Raw genomic sequence first — 21,493 nt, forward strand, 5'->3', positions numbered from 1 at the left:
GGCCCGGCACCAGCACGATTGGACGCTGACTGACACGGACCGGAGCAGCCCGCATGGCTTTTCTCGTTGTATCCTCGACGCAGCAATACGGTGCCGGAGATCACCGATGAGTGCCACCAGCAATCCCCTGGTCGCCGCGACGTCAGCACCGCCGCGCGTCCAGCGAACGGTCAACGCGAACATCAACAACTTCTCCGCCGGCCTGACGCGCATCGATCCGAGGCCCTACGCGATCGTGTGCATGCATATCGGCCCGTCGGTGGAAGTCACTTGCGAGCGCGGCGGCAAGCTGCGTCACGGCCGCGAAGTCGCAGGCGATCTGGATATCGTGCCTGCTCACACGCCCGCGGCATGGGAAACCAAACAAAGCGGCACCACGCTCGTCATGCGCGTACCCGACGAGTTACTGCGGACTGTCGCGGTCGAACTCGACATGGATCCCTCCAACATCGAGATCGCCGACCGCTTCCAGTTGCGCGACCCGTTCATCGAACATATCGGTTGGGCGATCAAAGCCGATCTCGATTCCGGCGGCGCGGGTGGACGTTTGTTTCGTGAGAGTCTTGGCACCGCACTCGCCGCGCGTCTGCTTCAACGTCACAACCGTCGTTCGTTGCCGATGCGCGATCCGAAAGGCGGATTGAGCGCGTGGAAGCTCAAGCTGGTGATCTCGCACATCGAGGACAACCTGGAAAGCGAGCTGTCGCTGGCGGAGATCGCGAAGGTTGCCGGCGTCAGCGTGTCGCATTTGAAGACGCTGTTCCGGCGCTCGACCGGTACGCCGGTACATCAATACATCCTGCGCCGGCGCGTGGAACGGGCGAAGTTGCTGCTACAGGATGAGTCGCTGTCGATTGCGCAGATCGCGTTCGCCACCGGCTTTGCACACCAGAGCCATCTGGCTCGTCACATGCGCAAGATTCTGGGCGTCACACCGGCCGCGGCGCGTCGCGACCTGGCACAACCTCACGTTGCCGAGCAAGCGGCGAACATTTAATCAAGCGGTCACGTCTTCGCGCAGCTGCAGCTCGGCGATCATCTGCTCGCGCATGATGAACTTCTGAATCTTGCCGGTGACCGTCATGGGGAACTGCTCGACGAAGCGGACGTGCGTCGGCACTTTGAAGTGCGCGATCTGATCGCGACAGAACAACCGAATCGCATCGGCATCGCACGGCTCGACGCCTTTGAGCTTGATCCAGGCGCACACGACTTCGCCGTAACGCGAGTCCGGAATGCCGAACACCTGCACGTCTTGAATCTGCGGATGCCGGTACAGGAACTCTTCGACTTCGCGGGGTGAAATGTTCTCGCCGCCGCGGATGATCAGATCTTTCACGCGACCGGCGATGTTGCAATAACCCTCGGCATCGATCACCGCCAGATCGCCGGTGTGCATCCAGCCTTGCTCGTCGACGGCTTGGCGCGTCTTCTCCGCGTCATCCCAATAGCCCGTCATCACGCTGTAGCCACGAGTCAGCAACTCGCCGCGCTCGCCTCGCGGCACGACTCGACCCTCGGTGTCGACGATCTTCACTTCGAGATGCGGATGAATCCTGCCGACCGTGGACACGCGCCGCTCGATGGAATCGTCATTGCGGCTCTGGAAACTCACCGGACTTGTCTCCGTCATCCCGTAAGCGATGGTGACCTCGCGCATGTGCATGTCGGCGATCACTCGCTTCATCACTTCGACCGGACACGGCGCTCCGGCCATGACGCCCGTACGCAATGAGCTCAGGTCATAGTTCCGGAACTGCGGATGATCCAGCTCGGCGATGAACATCGTCGGCACACCATAGAGTCCCGTGCACTTCTCCGCCGCGACCGCTTCCAACACAGCGCCCGGCTCGAACGCCTCGGATGGAAAAACCATCGCCGCACCGTGCGTCACGCAACCAAGCACCCCCATAACCATGCCGAAGCAGTGATACAGCGGCACGGGAATGCACAGACTGTCTTCGTGCGAGAACGCCATGTGACTCGCCACGAAGTAGCCGTTGTTCACGATGTTGTGATGAGACAGCGTCGCGCCCTTGGGCAGACCCGTCGTGCCGCTCGTGAACTGAATGTTGATGGGATCTTCCGGCTGCAACAGCGAGCGCAGCTCGTTCAATCGTCCGCGTTCAACCTCGGTGCCTAATGTTTCAACGACGCGGAAAGGCATGAATCCCGGCACGCGCGCATCGTCAGTGAGAATCACGGTACGCAACGTCGGCAGTCGCGCGGCCTCGAGACGGCCCACGGCGCTCGTGGTCAACTCTGGCGCAAGCTGCTTGAGCATGCCGACGTAGTCGCTGCTCTTGAAGTTGGGCGCGAGTATCAACGCCCGGCAGCCAACTTTGTTGAGCGCGAACTCCAGTTCGGTGATGCGATACGCGGGATTGACGTTGACCAGAATCAAGCCGGCCTTCGCCGTCGCGAATTGGGCGAGCACCCATTCATAACGATTCGGCGACCAGATGCCGACGCGATCGCCCGGCTGCAGACCGAGCTTGAGCAAGCCAGCGGCAAAGCGCTCGGCTGCTTCGTTCAGTTCGCGATACGTCCAGCGGATGTTCTGATGACGGACGATCAACGCCGGCCGGTCGCCCCAGCGGCGTGCCGCGTCCGCGAGCACCGCACCGACGGTTTTGTAGAGCAGCGGCACCGAACCGGTGCCACAAACGTAGCTCAGCTCCATGGTTCCCCCTCGAGCGAGCTCCAGCCCGCCTCGTTTATTCGGCGGTCGAGACGAAGCGCGCGTGCTCTCGATCTTTACGAACCTCATCGCCCCGGAATACCTGACCGCTCATGGCCACGTACACCCCCGGCGGTAAGGTCTGCACCGCTGCGAAAGCCATCCCCAGGTTGAACATCGCATCGCTTTCCGCGAAGCGGGCCGGCGACAGCGCGCCGGTGAAGACAATGGTCTTGCCGGCGATGGCTTTGAGCACCTGGGCCGAGTCGGTCATGGTGTCCGTGCCGTGCGTGATGACGACCCGATCGGTGTCGAGCGCCGCGACCGTCTCGTACAGCGCCCGGCGATCCTGGTCGGTCAGGTCCAGGCTGTCCTTGCGGAACATCTCGACGACGCGGAACGGGCGCGTGACGTTGGCCACGTCCAGCATCTTCTTGACCATGGGCTCGCCGATCTTGTACGCGCTGAGCGCGTCGAAGTAGGCCTTGTCGATGGTGCCGCCAGTGGTAATGACTACGATCGGTGGGGTGACTTTTTGCATCCGGGCAAGATACCAGTCGGACCGGTCCGACTGAAGTGACCGCTCGCGGCAGCACCCACGTTCCGCCGCTTCATGAATCGATGCGCTATAAAGTGCACCGGTTATGTCTTCCGGGAGAGTGCGATGGAATTCAGGCAATTGGGCGCATCGGGCTTCATGGTGCCGGTGTTCAGCCTCGGCACCGGCACGTTCGGCGGCAAAGGCGACTTCTTCAAGAGTTGGGGCGACAACGACGTGAAGGAAGCGACCCGGCTGGTCGACATCAGCCTGGACGCCGGCATCAACATGTTCGACTCCGCCGATATTTACTCCGGCGGCGCCGCAGAAGAGATCCTGGGCGCGGCCATCAAGGGCCGGCGCGACCAGGTCATCATTTCCACCAAGGCCACCTTCCGGCACGGCAAAGGCCCGAACGACGTGGGCTCCTCGCGCTTCAACCTGATCCGCGCAGTCGACAAAGCGCTGGGCCGTCTGGGAACCGACTACATCGACATCTTCCAGCTGCACGGTTATGACGCACTCACGCCGGTCGAGGAAACCCTGCAAACCCTCGACGACCTGGTACGCGCGGGCAAGCTTCGTTACACCGGCGTCTCGAACTTCTCCGGCTGGCACTTGATGAAGTCGCTGGCCGCCTCGGATCGCCATGGCTGGAACCGCCACGTCGTGCATCAGGCGTATTACTCGCTGATCGGCCGCGACTACGAGTGGGAGCTGATGCCGCTGGGCATCGAGCAGAAAGTCAGCGCCATTGTCTGGAGCCCGCTGGGCTGGGGTCGACTGACTGGCAAGATCCGTCGCGGTCAGGGGTTACCGGAAACCTCGCGCCTGCGCTCGCAGTTGAGCATCGACAAGGGGCCGCCGGTCGCTGATGAATATCTTTACACGGTCGTCGATGCGCTTGACCAAGTGGCGAAGGAAACCGGCAAGACCGTGCCGCAGATCGCGCTGAACTGGCTGTTGCAGCGGCCCACCGTTGCGAACGTCATCGTCGGCGCCCGCAACGAGGAGCAACTGAAACAGAACCTCGGCGCGCTCGGTTGGAATCTCACGCCGGAGCAGGTGAAGAAACTGGATGAGGCCAGCGCGACGACACTGGCCTATCCGTACTGGCATCAGCGCGATTTCAAGGAACGGAATCCGCCGCCAGTCTGAGCACGTTAGCGCGTGCTCGTCGCTGCAGTCTTTTGGTAGCCAGGTCCGCGCACGACCTGGCCGGGCTTCGCGCCGGTGTGCTCGCCGTCGCGAAGCACTTGCACCCCATTCACGAAGACGTGCTGTACGCCGGTCGCGTACTGATGCGGCTTCTCGAAGGTCGCGTGATCCTGGATCGTCGCCGGATTGAACACGACGATATCGGCGAAGCATTCTTTCTTCAGGCAACCGCGATTCGTCAGCTTGAAGGTCTCGGCCGGCAGGCTGGTGAGACGACGGATCGCATCTTGCAGCGTCGTCACTTTCTCATCGCGCACATACTTGCCGAGGAAGCGAGCGAACGTGCCGTAGGTACGCGGGTGCGGATTGCTGAGGAGGAATGGCCCTTCCGGCGCCGAGGCTTCCGCGTCTGAATCGATATTCACCCAAGGCTGCGACAAGCCGAGCTTCACGTTCTCTTCCGACATCAGGAAGTAAGCGGTGCCGACGCGCGTGTGATCTTCGATGACCAGATCGATCGCCGCATCTTCCGGCGACACGCCACGCATCCTGGCGACTTCGGCCAGCGTCTTGCCGGTGAGCGGCTTGAGCTTGTCCGTCTTGAAACCGATCAACAGCACGCGGCTGGCATCGCCCGCCGCCTGCAACAGACTTTCGAAGTCGGCGTTCGGATCGCGCATTTCCTTGATCACGCGGGCGCGGATCTCAGGCTTCTTCAAGCGCGCGACCCAATCGTCGATACCGCCTTCCTGCACCCACGTCGGCATCGATGCATCCAGACCGGTGGCACCGGCCGTGTAGGCATACATGTCGGCGGTGATCTTCTGACCCGACTTGCGAGCGGCTTCGATCTTGTCGATGGCCTGCTGCATCTTCGGCCAGTTCTTCTTCCCGGCGGCCTTCAAGTGATAGACCTGCGCCGGCACCTTGGCTTCCTTCGAGATCAGCAGCAACTCGTCCAGCGCTTCGAGGAAACGGTCGCCCTCGCTGCGCATGTGTGAGATGTAAGCGCCGCCGAATTCACCGGCCGCCTTGGTGATCGCGATCAACTCGTCGGTCTTCGCATAGTTGCCGGGCGCGTAGATCAACGAGCTGCCGACACCGAGCGCACCTTCGCGCATCGCCTGACGAACCAGGTCCTGCATGCGCTTCAACTCTTCCGGCGTGGGCGCGCGGTTGGCGAAGCCGACTTCGTGCTGTCGAACTGTGGCGGCGCCGACGAACGAAGCGATGTTGGGCGAAATGCCCTTCTTCGCCAGAAAATCCAGATATTCGCCGAGCGTGGTCCAGGTGATGTCATAGCGGATGTCGCCCTGGGTCTTGAGCATCTCGGTGCGGATGGTGTCGTTGACCGGTCCCATGGAGGTGCCTTCGCCGAAGATCTCCAGGGTCACGCCCTGCTTGATGTCGCTCATGCCGCGACCGTCGTAGATCAGCGATTCGGTGGCCCAGGACAGCGTATTGATGAAGCCCGGCGCCACCGCCAGTCCCTTGGCATCGACGGTCTGCTTGCCCTGGTAATCAGTGAGCTTGCCGACCGCGACCACGCGGCCATTGCGGACAGCGACCGAGCCTTGGACGGGATTGCCACCGCTGCCGTCGTAGATCACGCCGTTGTTGATCAACAGGTCGACTTGTTCGGCCGCCGAGGCAGCCGTCGTCAGGCCAAGACATAGGACGAGCTTCGCGATGACGATGGACGTGAGACGCACGATGACTCCAAACGATGACGAATGGGGGAAGGGACCCTAGCGCAGATCGGCACGGATCGTACAGAGATTCACAACCTGAGCTACAAGGTAGTCGATCTCGAGGCCCGCTTCCTGCAAGATCTCTGCAGCCGCTGGAATATTTTCGCCCATGGAGGCCGAGGCTCAGCCTTCGAACACCTTCTCCAGCACGCTGGCCAGCTCTTCCACCGTATCGGGCTTGAGCACCAGCTCGCGTACGCCGACCTGCTTGGCGGTGTCGCGATCCTCGGCGCGCACATATCCGGAGGTGACGACGACGGGCAGATCGGCGCGAATCTCTCGAATGGCCTGCGCGACGTGGAAGCCCGACATGCCCGGCATGGATAGATCGGTGACGATCACGTCGAACGCGCCCGGTTGCTCGCGAAGAACTTGCAAAGCCTGCTCGGCATCGGTGAAGCCGGTGACGTGATAGCCGGACTTCTGAAGCATACGAATCATCAGATAGACGAGCGAGTCTTCATCGTCGATATACATCACGCGCCGGCCGCGGCCTTGAACTGCCGGTGGAGCCACTGTATCCGCGACTCGCTTCGTTTCGGATGGCGCGGTATCGACGGCGGGAAAATACAGTTTGAACGTCGCGCCTCGTCCAGGCTCGCTCGTTGCGATCACCGATCCTTCGTGACTGCGCATGATGCCGTCCACGACACTCAGTCCGAGCCCAGTGCCCCGCCCCACCGGCTTCGTCGTGAAGAACGGATCGAACACCCGATCGAGCGTGACTTTGTCCATGCCGCTGCCCGTGTCGGTGACGGACAAACGCACATAGCGACCGGCCTTCAACTCCGGCGTCAGCGCGCCGCCTTGTGCGATATGCACCTCGTCGAGCGCCACGGTGATACATCCCGCCGCACCGTCGCCGATGGCATGCGCCGCGTTGGTCACCAGGTTGATCATGATCTGATGAATCTGGGTCGCATCGGCCCGCACCGACGGCAAGCCTTCGGCGAAATTAGTGTTGATCTCGATCATCGCGGGCAGGGTCGCACGCAGCAGCTTGATCGCATCCTCCACCGCGGGCTGCAATTGCAGGACCTCGCGACGACAATTGTTCTGCCGACTGAAGGTGAGGATCCGATTGACCAGATCGGTGGCCCGCGCGGTGGCCTTCGCGATCTCGCCCAGCATGTTCTGAATCGGATGATCGGGCGCCAGCTCCAGCTTCGCCAGGCGCGTGTTGCCAGCGACCGCCAGCAGGATATTGTTGAAGTCATGGGCGATGCCGCCGGCGAGTGTGCCGAGCGCTTCAATCTTCTGCGCGTGATGCAAGGCGTCTTCGGCGTTCCTGCGCGCCGTGACGACAATGGTCGCACCGATCATTCGCGTGGCGATTCCCTGTTCGTTCCGCTCGATCTGTCCATTGACGTCGACCCACTGCGACACACCGTCCGGCCGGAGCAAACGAAACTCGAGCGAGATCTCTCGCGCGTCACTGTTGATGTGCTGCTCCATGGCTCGCGCGACCCAGTCCCGGTCCTCCGGATGCAACAGCGCCGTCGCCGTGGCGATGGGCAATATTCCGTGGTGACGGCGCTGACCCCAAAGTTTGTACATCGCGCTGTCCCACCACACGGTGCGCCTCTGCAGATCCCAAACCCAAGTGCCGATGCGCCCCGCTCTCACCGCCGCCCGCAATCGTTCTTCGCTGTGTCGGTTGCGAACATGCGAGACATGGCCGCCGCGGTGGTGCCCCGATCGCGGCCTGACGGCGACCAACGTGCACCGAATCTCGCCGGCGTCGACCGGCAGTTGAATGAAGCGCAATGGGAACGTGCTGCCATCGAGACGATGTCCGGTGGCACGGCGACGCGTCGCAAGCGGCTCGCCCCGATCCAGGGGCCGCCATGCGGGAATCAACTCGTCGACTGCAAGCCGATGCAAGTCGCGCTGTTCATAGCCGAACAGCCTCGCAGCAGCACGATTGCCGGCGGAGATGTAGCCATGCTCATCGATCAATACCGCTGCCGCCGGCCAATGCGCCAGCGTCAGTTGCACGATCGTCGAGCCCAATCCTTCCTCTTCCCCAGACTGGTCGTCACCGTCCCTGCGTGGCGACTGCTGCCGCGGCTGGCCACCACGGCGATTCGCCCGAACGGATTTCACAGGTCACCTCTGCGGGCCTGATTGATTAGTTATTCCTGAAACACAAAGGCCCCACCCGACTCGTCGGATGAGGCCTACCGGTTCTACTACGCTACGCAACAGCGCGCACGTAGGACTTACCGTCGAATGTTACTGCCGACCTCTCTTAGGACAACTTCGCATCGATCAGCGCTGTCAGATCCGCCTTGCGAGGCAGACCGACTTTCTGACCGACCACTTCGCCGCCCTTGAACAGCAGGACTGTCGGTACGCCGCGCACGCCGAAGCGATATGCCGTCTGACTGTTGGCATCGACATCGATGGTCGCCACTGTCAGACGACCGTCATAATCGCGTGCGATGTCTTCGATCATCGGCTTCATCGCCTTGCACGGACCGCACCAGTCGGCTTCGAACTTCACCAGCACGGGACCGGCGGCGCCGAGGACCTGATCTTTGAAGCTGGCGTCCGTAACCGCGACAAACTTCGCATCGCTCATGAAACCTCTCCTTTTCGGAGTGTGACCTTGGTGAGTCAACATGCGCCCGGGAACAGTCATCGGCAATCGCCATTGGCAATCCCGTCAATCGACAACTTCGATGGCGCTTGCCATCATGGGCGCCCTTCACCACCGGGTTGCGCCGTTGAGCCTGTGTCGCGCCGATAAGTTCCTGCTGGCCAGTGCGGCTGTAACCCTCGGCTCCGCCACGGTTTTCGGCCCGGGCGCGCTGGGCCTCGGAATTCCGCTGAGCGTACATGCGCTGCTGGTGGCGGACGGCATCTTCCGCCCCGCCTCCTCCCTGCTGTACCCGACACTGGTCCGCGGCCGCACCGATCGGCCGCGAGTGGCGCTCACTTTCGACGACGGCCCCGACCCCGAGATCACTCCGGCCGTGCTCGACCTGCTCGCGAAATACAACGCCCGCGCGACGTTCTTCGTGATCGGCCGTTACCTGGACAAACACCGGGCGCTGGGCGAGCGCATGCATCGCGAAGGCCACGAGATCGGCAATCACTCCTGGCATCACTCGCCGTTTCAGAATTTCTATCCGGCGTCCGGGCATGGCATCGAGATCGATCGTTGCTCGCAGCTGATCCAATCGGTGACGCAGTCGAACCGCGAGCCGTTGTATCGGCCGCCAGTCGGATTGAAGAGCCCGGGGATGTCACGTGCCGCTCACAAGCGCAAGCTCGAGGTGGTCGCCTGGTCCATCCATTCGAGAGACACGATGGCGCGCGATCCTCGCGCGGTCGCAAATGGCGTAGTGAATCGCGCTCGACCCGGAGACATCGTGCTACTGCACGACGGGCACGATCGCGAGAACCATCATCGTCCGTTGATTCTCGAAACGCTGCCGTTGTTGTTAGCAGGGCTGCGCGAGCGCGGGCTCGAATCGGTCAGCGTCAGCGAGCTGTCGAACGAAACTCAGCCGGCGACACCCGCTCCCAACGGCGCCAGACTCGCCGCAGATGATGCGCGGAGCTGAAGCCGCTGCGCTCGGCGACACGCTCCAGCGCTAAATCGCTATTCGCCACCATTTCTCGCGCCACCGCCACGCGAAGGCGCTGCACGTAATCGAGCGGCGAGCATCCGGCGTGTTCTGCGAAGAGCCGGCCGAGATTTCGAGCGCTCATACAACCGACCGCCGCAAGCTTTGCCGATGTCCAATCCGCCGCGGGATTGCGAGCAATCGCATCCTGGACTTTGTGAACCGCAGGGTGAATGTGATTCCGATGCATGACCCACGCGGAAAGCTGCGGGTCGGCGGTGGTCCGCCTCATATAAACGACGAGGTCGCGCGCCACAGCCACAGCGATCTTGTGACCTAACTCCTGACCGATCATGTGAAGCGCGAGGTCGATGCCGGAAGTCACACCGGCACTCGTCATGACCTGACCGTCCTCGACGAAGATGCGATTGCCGTGCACCGTCGCACTTGGCTCGAGCTTGGCCAGATGGTCGACCAGGTCGTGATGTGTCGTGCACTCACGCCCGCGCAACAGCCCGGCATTTGCGGCCATCAGACTGCCCGAGCATACACACATCAAGGTCACGGTCTGGTTGCGCCCGATGACCTGCAACCACCGCGTCAGTTGCTTGAACGGTTCCGAGTCGAGATCGAACGCGGCCGTGGTGACGCCGGCAACGACGACAATTGAATGATCCGGCACGGTGGCCGGCAGCGGCTGCAGCTTATGAAGTTGCAGCCCGATGCAGGAACTCAACGACGAACTGGTGCCGACGAACTGCAGATCGTAGCTGCCGGGAACGAGCTTGGTTGCCAGACGAAACGCTTCCGCCGCGCCCGCCACGTCGAGCAGCACGACCTCGGGCAACAGCGCGAACAGCACCGTTCTCATTCGTTAGACCTCACATCACGACGGCTTCGGAGTGCTGAACCTGGGCAAACCGGCCCTGTAACACCAGCTCGGTGCGGTCGCGGATCTCTGCCGGGGTATACGTGCGGCCCGATCCAGACACCATGGGGAACGTCAGCGTGGCATCCATCGCGTAGGTCACACTATAGCCGAGATCCGAAGCGTGACGGGTCGTCGTCTCACAGCACTGCTCGGTGCGGATGCCCGTGACGATCAGCCGATCGATCCCGTGAGTGCGCAGCCAGTAGTCGAGGCTCTTGCCATTCCTGGTGGTTGAGAACATGGCCGAGTGCACGGCCTTGGTGAACACTTCGGTGGGCCGGACATCGAGCTGCGGCAGGGTCTTGATCAGCCCGGACTCTTGGGAAAAGGCGCTCTCCGGGCCTTCCTCATCGACATGAAACACCTGCAAGACCGGCAAGCCGGCCTTGTGAGCACGGTTCACCAGCTGCTGCAGATTCTGTACGAACCCAGGCAGCTCCGCCTCATTCCAATACGGACGGCGGGTAAACGACTGCTGCACATCGATGACGAGCAACGCGGACTTCATGGCGACTCCTCCAGGACAACGTGGGCGCATGGTGCGCGCCACGCGGTCCGGGGACGAGAGCGTCGCTCGACAGGCAGCGGTCAAAAACGGCCAGTAGATTCCGGCCGCCGATTATGACCGGTAGGCTTCGCGCCCCACGCCCTGGATGGGAATGCCCTGCGACTTGAGCACTTCGTGCTGGAGCGCGTACATGGCCGCAGCCGCCTCATCGATGGCCTTCACGAACGCCAGCGAGCCCTGGAGGATGGGCGCGAGCCGGGCCTTGTCCTGGATGCGAGCCGGCGGATATTCGTGCTCGACGACCAGATAAGTCTTGGCCGGATCGATCGACAACAACTCTCGCGCGGCGAGCTGATGATCGAGCCAATCGACACTTCGGTTTTGCAGATAGGCCAGCGGATCGTGACGCGCTGTGCCCGGTAGCTCGTGCTCGCACAGCACGGTTTGTTTCTTCCACGCATTGCCTTGATCGGCCGGATTCGGCGACGGCTTGCCGTCGATCCAATCGCCCCGCTGCATGGTCTGACCGCCGTAGCCCCACGCAGAGACGCCTCGTGAGTCGACGACCTGACCTTTGACGTGAAATCCGCCGATGAGAAACGCGTAGCCCGAGTCCTTCAGATATTGAAACAGCGAGCGCGTGTCCTGCCCCATCAGAATCGCATGCGACGGATCGTAGTGAATGCGAAACTGATCGCCGACCCCATGCCGCTCACAGATCCGATGTAACGCAATCCACGGGCCGGGCGCGTAGGCAATGTTGTTGTGCCAGCGATCGAGCACGTTCCAACCGGGCATCGGACATTGCTCGACTCGATAAGTCAGGCCGCGCGCCTTCGCTTCCTTGAGCAACGGAATGAACGACTCTTCGAACATGATGAGGTTCTGATCCATTTCCAGCTGCGGATTGCGCCCGACGAAACCGCACACGGCATCGGTGCCCAACAGCACGGCGGCATCGAACACCCGCAACATGAAGTCATATTTCTTGCGACGTGCCGCCGGATCGGCGACCAGCATATTGTCGAAGTAACCCAGATCGGACAGACCGACGCCGGTTTCTTTCATGGAGGCGAGCACCCGGGTGGCGCGTTGTTTGTTGAACGGCTGGCGCAGATCCAACGTGTTCGCGACCGGATCGAGCATGGCCTCGGCGGGCACGTCGCTTTCGGTCGGATGCAGCGCTGAGGAGAGTTGGATATTCGGCGAGCCGATGTCGCGCGCGAATTGCAGCCATTCTTCGATGGCCAGATCCGGGTCGGCATCCCGTTTGTCCCGAGGCGTCAGCTCCTGGAGCGCCGCGGTCAGAATGCTGAGCTTCATGGGCTTGGGGGCAAAGGGTGTGGTGCTCATGCCCCCGAGTCTGGCAGATCCTGTAACCGTTTACAGCCCGGACCTGCGGGCCTGCGGCCGGCAATGTCCCGAGATTGGTCAGCTAGGCGGTTGATGTTCGGCGGGCCCGCGCTCGGCCAAAGGACCGCCCGGGCCGCGGCAGGGTCAGCCGAAGGCGGCCTGGTATTCGGCGGGTTTGAAGCCGATCAGCAGCTTGGCGCCCTTCTCCAGCACGGGGCGCTTGATCATCGAAGGCTGCTGCAGCATCAGCATGATGGCCTTGTGCTCGTCCAGGTCGGCCTTGTCCGCGTCAGGCAATTTACGAAACGTGGTGCCGGCCCGATTCAGCACGGTTTCCCACCCGGCCTTCTTGCACCACGCCTCCAGGTGCTCGCGGTCGATGCCCGCGACCTTGTAGTCATGAAACTCGTACTTGACCCCGTGCTCGTCGAGCCAGGTGCGCGCCTTTTTCATGGTGTCGCAGGCTTTGATGCCATAGATCGTCGTTGTCATTCAGAAATTGTACTTCACACCGAAGCGGAGGGTACGCGGCTCCTCCACCCGGCTGACCCGGCCGTCGACCTGCTCGCCCTCCGGATCGAGGCCGGCCACGTGCGCACCGTAGTAATACACGATGTCCTTGCCATCCTCGTCGAGCGCGTTGAGCAGTTCGGCGTAGACGGTGAAATGTTCCGTCTTCCAGGCGCCGCGCAGATTCAGACTGGTCTCGGCGTCGGCGCGCAGTGAGTTGTCTTCGATGAGTGGATACTCGCCGAGATGCCGCACGCGCAGGCTCGCTTCCCAACGATCGTAGATCATGGAGATGCCCATCTCGCCCGCGTTCTCGACCGCCCCCGTGACGTAAACACCATCGGGGCTGTTCTCATAGCGAGCGCGACTGCCGGTCCACACGGCGTCGAATGCGAGCCAATCCACGGGACGCCAGAAGCCCACTAACTCATATCCGCGACGTTTGGTCGCCGCACCGGGCTCGACGGAGTTGGAATCGCCGACGAACTTGAGCTCGCTGTCCAGCTCCAGCCACCAATAGGTCGCGGTGAGTCGCACCGGACCCAGCTCGAAACGCGCGCCGACTTCGTGACCCGAACCTTTGCTCAGTCCGGCCACCGGCGTCTCTCTATTCATGACGCCGCGTGCGTCGTTGGAATGAAAACCCTTGCCCCAGTTGCCGTAGACCTCGACGCGATCGTTGATGCTGTAAGCCGCGCCCAATTTCGGAGACACGGCGTTGTCCGAGTCCGAGCCTTCGTCGACGCCGTCGATGCGCGCCTTTACGTCGAAGTCGTAGTAGTCACCGCGCAATCCGCCGGTGAGTCGCAGATTTTCCACGGGCCGCCAGGTCGCTTCGGTATAGACGCCGGCCGAGCTCTCGCGCACCGAGTGTTGGCTGATGGTTTCGATATATTGGCCAGCCTCGGTATGTTGTAAGCCGACGTTGCCGATGTCGTCGTAGCGCGCTTCGACGCCCGCCGTAAACGACAATTGCTCGTTGACCTTGAAGCCACGCTCGAAACGGCCTCCGCCGATCCACCGACGATCGATTTGATTGATCTGATAGTCGTAGGTTGCGTTCGACAGCATGTGCCAGTCGTAGTACTGCGCGTATGCCGTCGCCCGCCAATCGTCGCCGATCAAACGAGCCGCGGCGATCCAACGCAATGTTTCGCCGACCGCGGTGGGATCGAGCGAGCAATAAGCGTTCTCGCAAACATCGGTGCCGATGGCGCGCTCGGGGATTTGTTCGGTCGGCCGCCATTCGGCGTGATAGCCCGACAGGCTCAGCTCGAGCCGCGTGTCATCGAGCGGCAGCGAGTACTTCGCCCAGGCGGATTGATGCCGCAAGTTCTCAGCCAGCTCCCAGGGACCGTCATAGGACTTCCATTCACCGACAGCGACCAGCTCGCCCTCGCCGATTTGAGCGGACGTGCCACCGGCCAGACGCTGCCAATCGTATCTGCCACCTTCCGCCGAAATGAAAGAGTCGAGACGTGTCACCGTGCTCATGTGAGCGGCGCCGGCCATGGAGAAGTCGCCGGTGTCGGCGCGATACGGCCCCTTGCGATAGTCGATGCGGTCAATGACTTCCGGGATGAGTCCGTTCACGTCCAGATAGCCCTGCCCATGACCGTGGGTGCGCAGGTTCATCGGCACGTCGTCGATGTAGTTGGAGAAGTCGGTGCCGTGGTCGAGATTGAAGCCCCGCAGAAAGTACTGGTTCGCCTTGCCCGAGCCGGAGTGCTGGACGGCGATCATGCCCGGCACGACCTCCAGCAGTTCCGCCACTCGCAACAGCGGACGCACCGAGAGATCGGCCCCGCCGACCGCCCCCTCGCTGGCCGCCGCCGCCTTGCCGATCTGCTGCTCGCCCCGGGCGAACACCACAACCTCTTCCAAGTTGTCCGCCGCCACCACCCCGTTGCTCACCGCCAGCAACGCCCAAGGCAGCATCGCCGCCGGACTCAGATACCGATCAACCATCGCCAACTTCCTCGCAAGTCCTCGCCCAAGCCCGCCCGGAGTTTTCCACCGGCAGACCTCGCTGAAGTTCTCTGCCGAATCTTCTCGGTCAAAGCCCTCCGCAGAAGAACAAAAATTAATTTCCCCCTCCCGTAGACGGGAGGGGGCAAGGGGGTGGGTCTTCCGGCCCACGAGGAAAGCTTAGGTTGCGAGGCGCACGCGGACGCCGTTTATTACGGTTACCGCCCGCCCGTTAACGTGAATAACGTCCTACGAATCAGGGCGCTAGCGCCGACTGCGACGCCGTTCGCGACGACGACTTCTCAGCAATCCAGGCTTGAACGCGCTTGCTCACCACATCCAACGGCAGCGCCCCACTCAGCAGCAGCTTGTCGTGAAACTCGCGAACGTTGAAGTTTTCCCCGAGCGCCTTCTCCGCATCACGACGCAAACCGCGGAGGCGCAGCTCGCCGATCTTGTACGCGAGCGCCTGGCCCGGCCACGAGATGTAACGCTCCAGCTCGGTCTGGATGTTGTGAGGCGCGAGCGCCGAGTTCTCGGTGAAGCAGCGACGCGCCTGCTCGATGTCCCACCCCAGCCAATGAATGCCGGTGTCGGCCACGAGGCGGCAGGCCCGCCACATTTCGTAGGAGTAGCGACCGAAGCGCTCGTACGGATCGCGATAAATCCCCATCTCCTCGCCCAGGAACTCCGAATACAACCCCCAGCCTTCGACGAACGCCGTCGGACTGGTATTGCGACGGAAGTACGGCAGACCGCTCAGCTCCTGCGACAACGCGATCTGCAGATGATGGCCAGGCACCGCCTCGTGCACGGTCAGCGCCGGCAGCTCGTACAGCGGCCGCTGATCCAGATGCGAGGTGTTGACCATATACCCGCCCGCCTGACCCTGCTGCATGCTGCCGACCCAATAGCGACCGGTCGTGTAACCCTCGGCGATATCGGCCGGCACCGCACGCACGCCGTAAGGCAAGCGTGGCAGCGTGCCGAACAAGCGAGGCAACTGATCGTCCGAGCGCTTGGCGATCTCGCTCGCCTTCTCCATCAGCTCTTCCGGCGTCTTGGCATAGAAGCGCGCATCGGTACGAAGCATCTTCAGAAAGTCCGCGAAGCTGCCCTTGAAGCCGGTCTCCGCGATGGTCTGTTCCATCAGCCCACGAATGCGCGCAACTTCCGACTGACCCAGTTGATGAATCTCATCCGGCGTCATCTGCGTCGTGGTCTCACGTCGCACGAAAAACTTGTAGGAGCTCTCGCCGTTCGGAACCGTTCGCCACGCCAGCTTCGGCCGCGCCGCGCGGAGATATTCCTTCTCCATGAAGTCGGCGAACTTCTTCTGCGCCGGCAGGATGCGATCGCGCACGATCGCGAGCGCCTTGGTGCGATAGTCCGCTTGAGCCGCGGCCGGAATGCTCGACGGCATGCGCGCGAATGGCAGTAACAAGGAGCTGTCTTCAGGCTTCGTATTCGCCACCTTGCGAGCCACTTCCAGCACCCGATCGGCCACGATGCGCGGCTGCGTGTATTTGGTTTTGATCCCTCGCTGCAGATTGGCGAGGTTCTGCTCGTAGTACGCCGGCGTCGCTTCGAGTCGAGCGAGCCAGGCATCCGCGTCGTCACGCGAGCCGATCGTCGTCGTGCGCGCCAGATAGTCGAGCAATGTATGAAAGCCGCTGTCGTTCTCAAACGGAATGCGCGGGAGGTCGAATGTGAGTTGTTCCGAGTGAAGCGCGACGACGCCGGTGAGCAACTGATGATTCAACGCCGCGTCTTCAGACAAGCCCGACGTGTTGATCGCCGCAAGCCGTTCGCCGATGCTCTTCAGCTGCTTCGCAATCGCCGCCTGCGTTTCAGGCCGCACATCGGGAAGCCGTCGCAATGCCTCGCGATCCCCTTCCTGCCCCGCGCTCACCGGATCGTCCTTCCGGATCAACTGCTCATATTCGTCAATCAGCGTGCTCAGGCTCGACTCGGGCGTTTGCGCGCTGGCCAGCGAGCATGACAACAGCAGCGCCAGACCGCTCAGCAAGGATGCGGGACGGAACATGCAACCCATGAGGCCCTCTCCATAGCATTTGGAAGACGGCATCTTGGGCCGGCGGCTCGTGAAATTAAAGAGCCGGGGCGATGTATACGGAGGGAGCTTTCGCTAGCGCGGCGCAGCCAGCTCGGTCGAGCCCAGGCCACCGCGCAGGACGCTGGCATTGAAGCCACGTTCCGCAAGAATGTAGGCACATGCCGAGCTGCGCCGGCCAGTGTCGCAACAAACGATGTAATGGCGGTTGCGATCCAGCGCTTTCATTTTCAGGCGCAGCGAATGCAACGGAATGTTGATCGCGCCCTCGGCCCGATAGTGCTCGAACTCCGACGGCAGGCGCACGTCGATCCACTGCCCTTCTTCCCTGGCGACGATGCGCTTGGCGCTCTCGTAATCGACCCAGTCGAGCAGCGGCTCGTGCAACAGCTTGCGAAAATCGTCCTTGGCCAGTCGCATCAGCACGCCGTCGGTGACCATGGTCACGGTGGCATTGCGCTTCACATCGGAGATCAGCGCTTCCTCGCCGAAGGTATCGCCCATCTTGAGCTCGGCGAGGCGCACGCCTTCCTTGTTGAGGGGCGTCTCGCGCGCGACCTGACAAATGCCTTTGACGACGACATAGAAATAATCGCCGATATCGCCTTGCTTGATGACGACCTCGCCGGCGCGATGATCGATCCGCTGCAGCCGCATGAACACGGCCTGGATGTTGGCCGGCGGAATCTTGTGAAATGCCTTGGTCTGCAACAGCGCGGTCATCCAGTCGTCCGGGCCGGGCGAGTTCTCGTCCAGGCCGTTCAACTCCAGCACTTTGTAGGCACCGGTCTGGTCGAGCGTGACCGCGACGTCGAGGAATTCGCTGTCGATCTGGAAATATTCGATGCGGTCGGAAGTGACCACCGCCGAATAAGGCCGCGGCAGCTGATGCGCCAGCGGGCTCTTGGATTTGGGGGTGCCGCTCCTCACCGAGCCGACGATCTCGCCCTCGGCGAGCAGGTCGATCGAGCCGCTGATCAGATAAAAGGTCTGCTTTTCCTCGTCGCCTTCGGTGAACAGCAGGCGACCTTTGGGCGCCTGGCGACGGGTCATCTTCCGGGCGAACACAGCCACGCTTTCGGGCTTCATGCCGTCGAACGGCGCGAAACTCCGTAGCAGGGCCAGCTCTTTGGGGTTCCCGGATAAATCCATGGCCACGATCTTGTTATTAGACCCGAGCCAGTATTAGGCAGCCGCCTTAGGTAATCCGCGATGTATCTCACAAAGGCGTCCGGATACCGCCCCAACGTCAATATTCTGTCGGCCCTGCTACATTCGCTGATACCAGGCCGCGGGTAAGCCCCGCAGCAACCAGGCCATCAGCCGCCAGCGCCGGGTCACATAGGCATGTCGCTTCCGACCGCGGATCGCAGCAGATATCTGTTCGGCCGCCTTCTCGGCCGAAGCCACCCAGAACAGTTGCGGACTCTGTGCCATGGCGGTGGCCACGAAACCGGGCTTGATATCGGTCACCGTGATCGGCAGGCCGTTGCGATGGCATCGCTGCCGGATCCCTTCGAGATAGTTAGAAACAAACGCCTTGGACGCGTTGTATGCCGGCGCGGCCCGCCCGCCCCGCAAAGCGGCCACCGATGAGATACCAACCAAATGGCCCGAGCCGCGCTGTTCGAGCGCGTGCATGGCTGCATTCACCATGGCGGTGAAGCCGAGCACATTCACTTCGATGGTGCTTCGCTCTTGCGACCACTCGAGCGTCGGATTGATATATCCCACGCCAGAGCTGACTACATACAGCTCTACATCGCCCACTTCCTCAGCGAGCTCGCGCAATGCCGTCATGGCTTGTTCAGGCTGGGCAATGTCGATCACTTTGGTGAACGCGGCATTCGGCAGGCTGGCGCGCACGCTCTCGAGCAACTCGCGACGACGCGCGGCCAGACCGACTCGATAACCCTGAGCCGACAGCCGCCGCGCCAGCGCCGCGCCAATGCCTGAACTGGCTCCGATCACAATGGCACCCGGCATGAGACTCCTTTTGAACTTAATTGCTTGTTTTTTCGGGGCTGCCCGGAACGACAGGGTAGCGCATTGCGCCGTTCACCTTGAGTTCACCCCAGGGAACGGATCATGCTCACAACCGTTCTAAACGGGGGTGGGCAACATGATTTCCGGCAACGCCAACCGCCGACTCACGGATCGATCAAGCGGCCAGCTCATAGGCGGCAACAACGTGACGAATTCCCTGACACAGTGGCTGACGGGACTCGCGGGCAGCGCGGTCTTGCTGGTCGCATTCGGCGGTGTCGCTCGCGCTCAGGAGCCTGTCGTCGAGCCAGAGCCCGTGGTCGAATCTTCCGACGACGGCGCACCCGTTGTCGAACCTGTCGTCGAGCCCGAGTCCGCCACTGAATCCTCCAGCCGCGGCAGCGCCGTCACTGACCCACCGAGTCGTGCTGCCCGTCTCGGCTATGTCGATGGTGAAGTCACCGTCGCGCCGGCCGGCAGCGAAGAATGGGCCGAAGCCGCACTGAACCGTCCGCTGACCAGCGGCGATCGATTGTGGGTTGAAGATAAAGGTCGTGCCGAGCTGCAGATCGGCTCCGCGGCCGTGTATCTCGACGGTGACACCGGCTTCGGTTTCATCGAGCTGGACGACAACGTCCTGCAAGCGAGCCTCACCGAAGGCGCCGCCACCATTCGCGTGCGTCGTCTGGCCGAAGGCGAAACCATTCAAGTCGAGACACCGCACGCCACGGTGTATTTGAATCGGGTCGGCGAATATCACCTCGAAGTGGACAAGGCCGCCGATCGCACCATCGTCAAGACCCGGACCGGCGAAGCCGAAGTCAAAGGCGGCAACAAAGAATTCACGGTGCGCGCCAACGAGCGCGGCGTGTTCACTGGATTGGAAACACTCACCGCTCAGATCGAGCCGCTGGGCCCGCGCACCGCGTTCGAGAACTGGGCGAACGATCGCGACGGTCGTAACGAGCGCTCGCAGTCGGCGAAGTATGTCTCTCGCGACGTGGTCGGTTACGAAGATCTCGACGACAACGGCACGTGGATCAGCGAGCCCGAGTACGGCTACGTGTGGCGGCCGACGTATGTCGTGAGCGGCTGGGCGCCCTATCGTTATGGCCGCTGGGTATACGTGTCGCCTTGGGGTTATTCATGGGTCGATGACGCGCGCTGGGGCTATGCGCCGTTTCACTATGGTCGCTGGGCGTACATTCGCAGTAACTGGTGCTGGGTCCCCGGCCCGCGTCACATTCGCCCGGTGTATGCGCCGGCCCTGGTTGGCTGGGTTGGCGGCCCGGGCGTGGGCCTCTCCGTCTCGTTCAGCAATGTCGGTTGGTATCCGCTGGGGCCCCGCGATATTTATTATCCGGGCTACCGTCACACGCCGCGGTACATCCGCTACGTGAATGTTTCCAACACAGTTGTTATCAACAACAACTATTTCTACGGCAGCCGGCGTGCCCCGCCGCCGCGCTTCGACTATCACCGCTATCCGGGAGCCGTGACTTCCGTACCGCGTGACTCTTTCGTCGGCGGCCGACGCATCGGCGATCACTGGGTGCGGCCAAGCGAGAATGACATGCGCAACTGGCACGGCGTGCGCCAGCCGCCCGCCATCGCGCCGTATCGTGAAAGTGTGCTGGGCGGCCAGGTTCGTCAGCCGCCGCGCGATGCGGATCGTTTCAACAACATGAGTCGCGGCGATTTCTATGCCGGGCGCCTGCCGTTCCATCGCGAGCGCAGTGCCATCGAATCGAATGGCGGCCGGCCAGTCGGCCGCGCTGAGCTGATCGACCGCCAGGACGGCAACCCGAAACGCGGCGGCGATTTTCATTCGATCCGCCCGAGCGGCAGCTCTGATATCAGACGGACCGATCGCGATCAGGCGCTGGGCTTGGGCGGCAGCAATCGGCCTCGCGAGTTGAACAACGACTCGGCGCGCGAATGGCAAAGCCGTCGCGATCGCGACGACGCTCGCGAGCGAGTGAGAAGCATGCCGGCGGAAGAGTCTTCGAACATCCGCCGCAACGATCATATGCAACGCATCCCGAGCAGCGGCTATCAGCAAAACGGCAGCGGCTTCTATCGCCCACCGTCGAACGATAGCGGCCAGGACCGGTTCCGCGATCGCGAGCAATCTCGCAGCTCCGGCGGCGGCTCGCGGGTCGAGCCGCGTCAATACAGCCAACCTCGCGTCGAGCCTCGCCAATACAGCCAGCCTCAGCCTCGTAGCGAGCCGCGCAACTACTCTCCTCCCCCAAGCCCGAGGCAGGAGATGCCTCGCGCCCAGCCGCAGCCCTCACGCCCCTCTCCGTCCAATAACAACAACGGCGGTGGTGGCGGAAAAGGCGGCGGCAATCGGCCGTGGAATACGCCGAAGGAACGCTGAGGATCTACGGAGCTCAATTTCGTTGACCGGCACGGGCGCGCACGCTAGCGTCCGTGCTGTGTCGCGCGTGCTCTATTT

The 21,493-nt window shown here is 62.3% G+C and carries 17 protein-coding genes; 4 read left to right on the forward strand and 13 right to left on the reverse strand.

Annotated elements, in window-relative coordinates; translation table 11 throughout:
- Positions 1-106 precede the first annotated feature (106 nt).
- Positions 107-997 carry a helix-turn-helix domain-containing protein gene (locus ACFPN2_RS05740; RefSeq protein WP_380595676.1) on the forward strand — a complete coding sequence of 297 codons (891 nt, stop codon included), beginning with the start codon at positions 107-109 and terminating at the stop codon, positions 995-997.
- Here the strand turns inward: ACFPN2_RS05740 and ACFPN2_RS05745 are convergent, their stop codons facing one another.
- Both ACFPN2_RS05745 and ACFPN2_RS05750 read right to left on the reverse strand, forming a co-directional pair.
- Complete coding sequence (locus tag ACFPN2_RS05745) at positions 998-2,683, reverse strand: AMP-binding protein (protein WP_380595677.1); 1,686 nt, start codon at positions 2,681-2,683, stop codon at positions 998-1,000.
- A gap of 34 nt (positions 2,684-2,717) precedes the next feature.
- Positions 2,718-3,221 carry an asparaginase domain-containing protein gene (locus tag ACFPN2_RS05750; RefSeq protein WP_380595678.1) on the reverse strand — a complete coding sequence of 168 codons (504 nt, stop codon included), beginning with the start codon at positions 3,219-3,221 and terminating at the stop codon, positions 2,718-2,720.
- 123 nt (positions 3,222-3,344) lie between these two features.
- Here ACFPN2_RS05750 and ACFPN2_RS05755 point away from each other — a divergent pair, with 123 nt between their 5' ends.
- Positions 3,345-4,376, forward strand: coding sequence for an aldo/keto reductase (locus ACFPN2_RS05755; protein ID WP_380595679.1), 1,032 nt, complete (start codon positions 3,345-3,347; stop codon positions 4,374-4,376).
- A 5-nt stretch (positions 4,377-4,381) separates the two neighbouring features.
- Here ACFPN2_RS05755 and ACFPN2_RS05760 read toward each other — a convergent pair whose 3' ends face one another.
- From ACFPN2_RS05760 to trxA, 3 genes are all read right to left on the reverse strand, one after another.
- Complete coding sequence (locus ACFPN2_RS05760) at positions 4,382-6,088, reverse strand: N-acyl-D-amino-acid deacylase family protein (protein WP_380595680.1); 1,707 nt, start codon at positions 6,086-6,088, stop codon at positions 4,382-4,384.
- Between the two features lie 162 nt (positions 6,089-6,250).
- Positions 6,251-8,233: a hybrid sensor histidine kinase/response regulator gene (locus ACFPN2_RS05765; protein WP_380595681.1), complete on the reverse strand. Its 1,983-nt coding sequence runs from the start codon at positions 8,231-8,233 to the stop codon at positions 6,251-6,253.
- 145 nt (positions 8,234-8,378) lie between these two features.
- Positions 8,379-8,711, reverse strand: coding sequence for a thioredoxin (gene trxA, locus ACFPN2_RS05770; protein ID WP_380595682.1), 333 nt, complete (start codon positions 8,709-8,711; stop codon positions 8,379-8,381).
- Between the two features lie 40 nt (positions 8,712-8,751).
- Here trxA and ACFPN2_RS05775 point away from each other — a divergent pair, with 40 nt between their 5' ends.
- The gene (locus ACFPN2_RS05775) at positions 8,752-9,699 is read left to right on the forward strand and encodes a polysaccharide deacetylase family protein (RefSeq protein WP_380595683.1); all 948 of its coding nucleotides are present in this window, start codon (positions 8,752-8,754) and stop codon (positions 9,697-9,699) included.
- On the opposite strand, the gene ACFPN2_RS05780 is transcribed toward ACFPN2_RS05775, so the two are convergent.
- From ACFPN2_RS05780 to ACFPN2_RS05815, 8 genes are all read right to left on the reverse strand, one after another.
- Positions 9,617-10,573 (reverse strand): GlxA family transcriptional regulator, encoded by a 957-nt coding sequence (locus tag ACFPN2_RS05780; protein ID WP_380595684.1) that lies wholly within the window; start codon positions 10,571-10,573, stop codon positions 9,617-9,619. The genes ACFPN2_RS05775 and ACFPN2_RS05780 overlap by 83 nt on opposite strands.
- A 10-nt stretch (positions 10,574-10,583) precedes the next feature.
- Complete coding sequence (locus tag ACFPN2_RS05785; protein ID WP_380595685.1) at positions 10,584-11,141, reverse strand: cysteine hydrolase family protein; 558 nt, start codon at positions 11,139-11,141, stop codon at positions 10,584-10,586.
- A gap of 111 nt (positions 11,142-11,252) precedes the next feature.
- Complete coding sequence (locus tag ACFPN2_RS05790) at positions 11,253-12,494, reverse strand: sugar phosphate isomerase/epimerase family protein (protein WP_380595686.1); 1,242 nt, start codon at positions 12,492-12,494, stop codon at positions 11,253-11,255.
- A gap of 144 nt (positions 12,495-12,638) precedes the next feature.
- A complete protein-coding gene (locus tag ACFPN2_RS05795) occupies positions 12,639-12,986 on the reverse strand; it encodes an ArsC family reductase (protein WP_380595687.1) in 348 nt (115 codons plus the stop codon).
- On the reverse strand, positions 12,987-14,972 hold the full coding sequence (locus ACFPN2_RS05800; protein WP_380595688.1) for a TonB-dependent receptor: 1,986 nt from the start codon (positions 14,970-14,972) through the stop codon (positions 12,987-12,989).
- A gap of 256 nt (positions 14,973-15,228) precedes the next feature.
- Positions 15,229-17,028, reverse strand: a complete 1,800-nt coding sequence (locus tag ACFPN2_RS05805; protein ID WP_380595689.1) for a DUF885 domain-containing protein — start codon at positions 17,026-17,028, stop codon at positions 15,229-15,231.
- Between the two features lie 93 nt (positions 17,029-17,121).
- Entirely contained in the window at positions 17,122-18,198 is a 1,077-nt protein-coding gene (locus ACFPN2_RS05810) for a cyclic nucleotide-binding domain-containing protein (RefSeq protein WP_380595690.1), read from the reverse strand.
- Between the two features lie 117 nt (positions 18,199-18,315).
- A complete protein-coding gene (locus ACFPN2_RS05815) occupies positions 18,316-19,032 on the reverse strand; it encodes an SDR family NAD(P)-dependent oxidoreductase (protein WP_380595691.1) in 717 nt (238 codons plus the stop codon).
- A gap of 136 nt (positions 19,033-19,168) precedes the next feature.
- Between ACFPN2_RS05815 and ACFPN2_RS05820 the strand changes: the two genes are divergently transcribed.
- Entirely contained in the window at positions 19,169-21,415 is a 2,247-nt protein-coding gene (locus ACFPN2_RS05820; RefSeq protein ID WP_380595692.1) for a DUF6600 domain-containing protein, read from the forward strand.
- The last annotated feature ends 78 nt before the right edge of the window (positions 21,416-21,493 follow it).

It is taken from the genome of Steroidobacter flavus (assembly GCF_042651805.1).
Taxonomy (GTDB): domain Bacteria; phylum Pseudomonadota; class Gammaproteobacteria; order Steroidobacterales; family Steroidobacteraceae; genus Steroidobacter; species Steroidobacter flavus.

Coding starts and splice junctions, on each gene's coding strand:
- ACFPN2_RS05740 (WP_380595676.1), top strand. CDS start 107: ATGAGTGCCACCAGCAATCCCCTGGTCGCCGCGACGTCAGCACCGCCG.
- ACFPN2_RS05745 (WP_380595677.1), bottom strand. CDS start 2,683: ATGGAGCTGAGCTACGTTTGTGGCACCGGTTCGGTGCCGCTGCTCTAC.
- ACFPN2_RS05750 (WP_380595678.1), bottom strand. CDS start 3,221: ATGCAAAAAGTCACCCCACCGATCGTAGTCATTACCACTGGCGGCACC.
- ACFPN2_RS05755 (WP_380595679.1), top strand. CDS start 3,345: ATGGAATTCAGGCAATTGGGCGCATCGGGCTTCATGGTGCCGGTGTTC.
- trxA (WP_380595682.1), bottom strand. CDS start 8,711: ATGAGCGATGCGAAGTTTGTCGCGGTTACGGACGCCAGCTTCAAAGAT.
- ACFPN2_RS05775 (WP_380595683.1), top strand. CDS start 8,752: ATGCGCCCGGGAACAGTCATCGGCAATCGCCATTGGCAATCCCGTCAA.
- ACFPN2_RS05780 (WP_380595684.1), bottom strand. CDS start 10,573: ATGAGAACGGTGCTGTTCGCGCTGTTGCCCGAGGTCGTGCTGCTCGAC.
- ACFPN2_RS05785 (WP_380595685.1), bottom strand. CDS start 11,141: ATGAAGTCCGCGTTGCTCGTCATCGATGTGCAGCAGTCGTTTACCCGC.
- ACFPN2_RS05790 (WP_380595686.1), bottom strand. CDS start 12,494: ATGAGCACCACACCCTTTGCCCCCAAGCCCATGAAGCTCAGCATTCTG.
- ACFPN2_RS05795 (WP_380595687.1), bottom strand. CDS start 12,986: ATGACAACGACGATCTATGGCATCAAAGCCTGCGACACCATGAAAAAG.
- ACFPN2_RS05800 (WP_380595688.1), bottom strand. CDS start 14,972: ATGGTTGATCGGTATCTGAGTCCGGCGGCGATGCTGCCTTGGGCGTTG.
- ACFPN2_RS05805 (WP_380595689.1), bottom strand. CDS start 17,028: ATGGGTTGCATGTTCCGTCCCGCATCCTTGCTGAGCGGTCTGGCGCTG.
- ACFPN2_RS05810 (WP_380595690.1), bottom strand. CDS start 18,198: ATGGATTTATCCGGGAACCCCAAAGAGCTGGCCCTGCTACGGAGTTTC.
- ACFPN2_RS05815 (WP_380595691.1), bottom strand. CDS start 19,032: ATGCCGGGTGCCATTGTGATCGGAGCCAGTTCAGGCATTGGCGCGGCG.
- ACFPN2_RS05820 (WP_380595692.1), top strand. CDS start 19,169: ATGATTTCCGGCAACGCCAACCGCCGACTCACGGATCGATCAAGCGGC.